Below are 5,747 nucleotides of genomic sequence, written 5' to 3' on the forward strand. Positions count from 1 at the left end.
TGTTTATGTTTTGTCATAGTAGACCTCGTTTCTAACTCAAACGTCTCACACTTAATTCCACCATAAAAATCCGTTTTAGACTAATTTCCACTTTGGTCAGGCAAGTGGAAGTTACTTTGAGAAGTTACATTTAGAAAAATATTTTTCATATCTATTGACTTTTAGGGGTGAAATTTGGTATTATAGTAGGCGGTATTGTTTACCCCATTTGAAAGGCCCCGGAACCTTCCAAATACTTTTCGATGGGAAGGAACACCCATCACCGTAAACAAAAATCGAACTATATATAGGAGAAATCATGAACAAAACAACATTTATGGCTAAACCAGGCCAAGTTGAACGTAAATGGTACGTAGTTGACGCAACTGATGTACCACTTGGACGTCTTTCTGCAGTAGTTGCTAGCGTACTTCGCGGAAAAAACAAACCAACATTTACACCACACACTGATACAGGTGACTTTGTGATTGTTATCAATGCTGAAAAAGTTAAATTGACTGGTAAAAAAGCAACTGATAAAATCTACTACACTCACTCAAACCACCCAGGTGGATTGAAACAAATCTCTGCAGGTGAACTTCGTTCTAAAAATGCAGTACGTTTGATCGAGAAATCAGTTAAAGGTATGCTTCCGCACAATACACTTGGACGCGCTCAAGGTATGAAGTTGAAAGTATTTGTTGGAGCTGAGCACACTCACGCTGCACAACAACCAGAAGTTCTTGACATTTCAGGACTTATCTAAGGAAAGGAACAATAAAGTATGTCACAAGCACAATATGCAGGTACTGGACGTCGTAAAAACGCTGTTGCACGCGTTCGCCTTGTTCCAGGAACTGGTAAAATCACTGTTAACAAAAAAGATGTTGAAGAGTACATCCCACACGCTGACCTTCGTCTTGTCATCAACCAACCATTTGCAGTTACTTCAACTGTAGGTTCATACGACGTTTTCGTTAACGTTGTAGGTGGTGGATACGCTGGTCAATCAGGAGCTATCCGTCACGGTATCGCTCGTGCCCTTCTTCAAGTAGACCCAGACTTCCGCGATTCATTGAAACGCGCAGGACTTCTTACACGTGACTCACGTAAAGTTGAACGTAAGAAACCAGGTCTTAAGAAAGCTCGTAAAGCATCACAATTTAGTAAACGTTAATTCGAAAGAATTATTATACTTACAAAGAGCACCTTTCGGGGTGTTCTTTTTTGTACTTTCTTACTAAATTGGTGCAATTGACACAGTTGTTGCGACTTTAGTCGCTTGCAAATGTGGCTGCGACCGGACCAAGGCCAGTTGGCTCAAAACGTTAATCAATACTATACTATCAACGTTTCGGAACACTTCATGGTTCACACCATGGGGTGTTTTTTTAAAAAGTTTACCTCAAAGTTTACCTTATTGTTTTAGGGAAATTATAGTCAATTGAAATAATAACAAGACAAAAGATCCTTAAAAAAAGTATTGCAACGTGGTAATACCTTTTTGAGGTGCTTTTTGATATGAGCCCATGTTCTCTCAATAGGATTGTACTCAGGTGAGTAGGGAGGAAGTGGTAAAAGTTTATGCCCAAATTATTCACATAAGCGCTCTAGCTTACCCATTCTATGGAATCCTGCATTATCCATAATATAGTTGCTTAGTTTTAAAAAAGCATATTATAATAAATATATGGTATATAGTACAGATTTTAAACAAAGTTACCAAATGTTTTATATCTTCACTTCAACCATATAAGGACTTGACTTTTTTTCAAAAACATTTACAATAAAGGTATGAAGTTTAGTGTAGTTTTGACAATCAATCCTCTGGTTGTTAGACACACTGTTTATTTAATTTTTTAAAGATTGTGATTTAGCCTTGAATATAAGGTTATTATTTTTAATCGCTATACAACTAAAAGTTGTTAATTGTATTTAATAACCTATGGTTGTGGATGTCAACATTTTTCTACAAGAATTTAAAATAATTTTTTGAGGTAACATATGGAATTCTCAGAACGCTTGAAAACACTAAGGAAACAAGTAAAACTAACACAAGCTCAAATAGCTGAAATTTCCCAACAGGCATATGTTTCATGGGAACGTGGATTAAAAAAACAACACAGGAAAATTTTGTTAAGATTGCACAAGTATTGGATGTTACAGTTGACTATTTAGTTGGAAACTCAGAAGAAAAATCAAATGAATTAGACAACATTGGATTACTTTTCCGTATGAACTTAAAAGGATTGACTGAAAAGAAAAGGAAGTATTTAAGAAAAAGTTGATTGAGTTTATGGAAGAACGAAAAAAGATTTTGGAAGAAAATAAAAAACTGTAAATGTAATCGTCTAATAGAATATTTAAACTGAAATAACATATTTATTTTATAAAGGAGCTATATTAATGTATACGGCAATAATAGATTTTAATGAGTTCGATGATATATGGGATACATGGGGAACGGCCTTTGATTTACCTAACGGAGCATGCTTCAAATTTTGGAGATGTACTTTAAAGTTCATATATACTAAGGAAAATAAGTATTTGCAAGTCATTTCAGATCAAAAGCAAAACATTGAAGAGTGCTTAACTATTTTGTCATTTTTTACTAATATACCTCTTGTTATAAGAAGTATATCAAAATACAATGAAGTTTTACCAGAGGTAAAACAACAAGATAAGATGTCTCAATGGCTAACAAAATTGCAAATAATTGAAAATAGTTTAAATAGAAAGAAAAATAGAAAAAAACGTCAACTTATATTAGATTTAATGAGAATGTATAGTATTGGTTTGCAACATGAATACAGAGAATATATTGAAGATGAATTTTTGATGTGTTTCAAACCAATTGAGATAATTGCTAAACTAGTGATAGAAAGAGAAAGATTATTCTATAAAACTAAACACCAACAACGTAAAGTTCAAACACAATCATTTTTAAATAATTTATTAACTGATTCACTATCAACAGAATTAGATATAGATTCTATAGATAATTTATCTGGAGATCTTATAAACTCTTTAGATAGGTTTCTTAAAGGTCGAAATTATACAAGGATATTACTAGCATGGAATCAACTAAAAATAAAAATAGCTGAAAATTATGAATTTCTGAATCCGAAGATTAAAACAAAATTTTTTGAAATTAATAGTAGAATAATTCATGAATTAGTCGATATTAGAAATAGTATAGCACACGGGAAAATTTGTGAAATTTCAGAAAATAATATTCGTTATGTTCATTTTTTATCATGTCAGTTTATATCATTGTATGTGTTAGAGAAACCTTATGCTGAATTTTATTTACCTACAAAAAAATTTGGGAGTAAGTTTTAGAAAGAACTATTCTACAGTATTTAAAATCTGACTTTAAGTAAATTTTTATTATGTGACTATTAGTCCGCCTAACTCCGCTATGCGGGTGTGTACTGACCCCGAAAGCGTTTTTATTGTATAAAGAATATCAAATAGTTTGAGGGTTTTACTTGTCGCTGTATTTCTTCACTATTCTTTTTGTAATACTCCTGCTTTGTTCCTGAAATATCTACAGTGAATACGTCATCCTTGAAGGTATAATTCTCTTTTCGGTTTATGATATTAGAGCCAGTCAGTTCGATTGTTGCACTATCTTTATCAATTGTAAAGGTGTCAGCCTCTCCTTTGTTGCTATTTTCTTTGTTACCTGAAATGGTAAAGGCAACTTCATTTCTACTCTCGTTTATTCAACGGTATTCGCCATCTAAAGAATTGCTTGATTGGTTAGAACATGCAATTAATAAAATTGTAGATAGAGACACTAAAAGTAATGTGATAAATCTTTTCATTTACATACTTTTTATTTCTATATTATATTAAAGAAACATTACATAAGTAATACAGTAATTTTTTAGGTTGATCTATTTCTTTCGGGAAAATCATTATCTTTCGGAAATAAGAATGTACGATTAAATAGAAAACTTTATAAACATTAGAAAAGATTTTTTAAAGGTATATTTCCTTTTCTTATGTAGTATATCAGAATATCAAATCTGTTATAACAGACAAGGATTTCAAAATAGTTGTTTTCTTGAACATATTTTTGTTATAATATACATGCAGTGATAGACTGTAGAATATTAAGAAAATAGAATACTAGGAATTTAGAATGTATAAGATAAAAAATAAGATAAATAGTTGGATTAGTAAAATTTTCAAGTCTGATAAGAGAAACAATTTCAAGTCTGATGAGAGAAACAATATATTTCTTACAACGGAAGACTTATATTTTACAATAGATGGCGATGGTTGGAACGGAAAAATTTATCCAAAATACAGCTATAAAGATTTTAATAAGAATGAAGGCTTTCTGTCTTTTCTAAAACTTGGATCTCGATTTCAATTATATTTTAATGGTAAAATTATTTCTGAAGCAAATTTGATGGTTAATTCATTCGAATTAGGAAAAACTACTTTACAATTCGGCCGGATTAGTAGTAATAATGCATTTTTGGGTGAAAAACCTATTGGTGGGATGACATTTTTAGTAGCTTCTATCATATACATTATGCTTAACGATAATGAGTTTATGCATCGAGATATTGAAGTGTCATTAGAAATTCATATGGATGCAAAACGACTACTTGAAGAAAAGAATATTGATGTGTATTATCATATATTTCGAACTCCTAAAATAAATTTTAACCATGAAGACACTTATCGGAGATATATTTTTGAAACAACAAATAGAAACAGTGATATAGATTACTTTAAAGAACTATTGAGTTTAAAAGAAAACTCAATAATGAACGCAATGAGAAGCTAAGCTCTATACTTGAGTATTTCTGATTCAGATGTTTTATGTTATTTGACAAAGAAGGAGTTGAACTCGTTTTTTATAGTTTTTGCATTGTTGACTTATAAACACTGAGCAATTTATTAAATAAATTTCCCTATTTCAATCAAATTTAATCAAACTTTTTTGAAATTAAGGGATATTAGAAAACAATTAGTTATTGATATTAGGCTATTTTAAAATTATCTGAAACAGACCCTTGTCAAACCAGGTCTTAAGAAAGCTCGTAAAGCTAGCCAGTTCTCTAAACGTTAAGAACCAGCTACAATACAGCATTTACAACACTTCATGGTTCACACCATTACTTTTTAAGATTACGATAGGCAATCTCTCCAACAGCCATTGGAATGACATTTGAAGTGTTGACATAAGTCTTAGTTGAAATCGTGTCACTATGGGTTAGAGCTTCAGAAATAGCTTCAATAGACGTTCCAGCCTGTTTTGCTAATGTTGCTCCTGTATGTCGTAATTTATGAGGTGTAGTATGCTTAAGTTCAGGATGACGACGTTTGACAGATTTCATTTTATTATTAAGATAGTCAGAGTGTAGAGGGCTATTAACGTTACCCTTCATATCGATATAAGTAAAGACATATTGTTCATCGGATTGGATAATTCCAAACTTTGATAGTTCAGCCTTTTGATGTTTTTCCTAAGAGGTAAGAAGCTGAAGTAAGTCATTAGAAATAGAGAAAATAGGCTAGCAAAAACCTATTTCAGGAGAAAATGAAGGAAATATTTCCATAATAAAACGCATCCTATCAAGTTTTTCAATACCTGATAGTATGCGTTTTTAGGATTTTAGGCTCTTTGTCAACTGTAGTGGGTTGAAGAAAAGCTAAGCTCGAGAAAGGACAAATTTCGTCCTTTCTTTTTTGATATTCAGAGCGATAAAAATCCGTTTTTTGAAGTTTTCAAAGTTCCGAAATCC

Annotated in this window: 4 protein-coding genes and 4 pseudogenes; 5 read left to right on the top strand and 3 right to left on the bottom strand. The window is 31.7% G+C overall.

Translation table 11 applies throughout. The features are described 5' to 3' along the window. The first annotated feature begins 298 nt into the window (after window positions 1-298). Both rplM and rpsI read left to right on the top strand, forming a co-directional pair. Window positions 299-745: a 50S ribosomal protein L13 gene (rplM, locus tag DSY56_RS11385; protein WP_001044624.1), complete on the top strand. Its 447-nt coding sequence runs from the start codon at window positions 299-301 to the stop codon at window positions 743-745. 18 nt (window positions 746-763) lie between these two features. Continuing rightward, the gene (rpsI, locus tag DSY56_RS11390) at window positions 764-1,156 is read left to right on the top strand and encodes a 30S ribosomal protein S9 (RefSeq protein ID WP_000075973.1); all 393 of its coding nucleotides are present in this window, start codon (window positions 764-766) and stop codon (window positions 1,154-1,156) included. A gap of 263 nt (window positions 1,157-1,419) precedes the next feature. On the opposite strand, the pseudogene DSY56_RS11395 reads toward rpsI, so the two are convergent. Continuing rightward, window positions 1,420-1,644 (bottom strand): annotated as a pseudogene (locus DSY56_RS11395) (transposase); the annotation flags it as partial. 339 nt (window positions 1,645-1,983) lie between these two features. Here DSY56_RS11395 and DSY56_RS11400 point away from each other — a divergent pair. Continuing rightward, window positions 1,984-2,320 (top strand): annotated as a pseudogene (locus tag DSY56_RS11400) (helix-turn-helix domain-containing protein). Window positions 2,321-2,385: 65 nt separating this feature from the next. Further along, window positions 2,386-3,321 (top strand): hypothetical protein, encoded by a 936-nt coding sequence (locus tag DSY56_RS11405; protein ID WP_050242558.1) that lies wholly within the window; start codon window positions 2,386-2,388, stop codon window positions 3,319-3,321. A gap of 110 nt (window positions 3,322-3,431) precedes the next feature. On the opposite strand, the pseudogene DSY56_RS12695 reads toward DSY56_RS11405, so the two are convergent. Further along, window positions 3,432-3,809, bottom strand: a pseudogene (locus DSY56_RS12695) (hypothetical protein). Between the two features lie 320 nt (window positions 3,810-4,129). Between DSY56_RS12695 and DSY56_RS11415 the strand changes: the two are divergent. Then, window positions 4,130-4,786, top strand: a complete 657-nt coding sequence (locus DSY56_RS11415) for a hypothetical protein (protein ID WP_112445794.1) — start codon at window positions 4,130-4,132, stop codon at window positions 4,784-4,786. Between the two features lie 331 nt (window positions 4,787-5,117). Here the strand turns inward: DSY56_RS11415 and DSY56_RS11420 are convergent. Beyond that, window positions 5,118-5,510 (bottom strand): annotated as a pseudogene (locus tag DSY56_RS11420) (tyrosine-type recombinase/integrase); the annotation flags it as partial. Window positions 5,511-5,747 lie beyond the last annotated feature (237 nt).

This window comes from Streptococcus sp. 596553, from assembly GCF_900411395.1.
GTDB lineage: Bacteria > Bacillota > Bacilli > Lactobacillales > Streptococcaceae > Streptococcus > Streptococcus mitis_BA.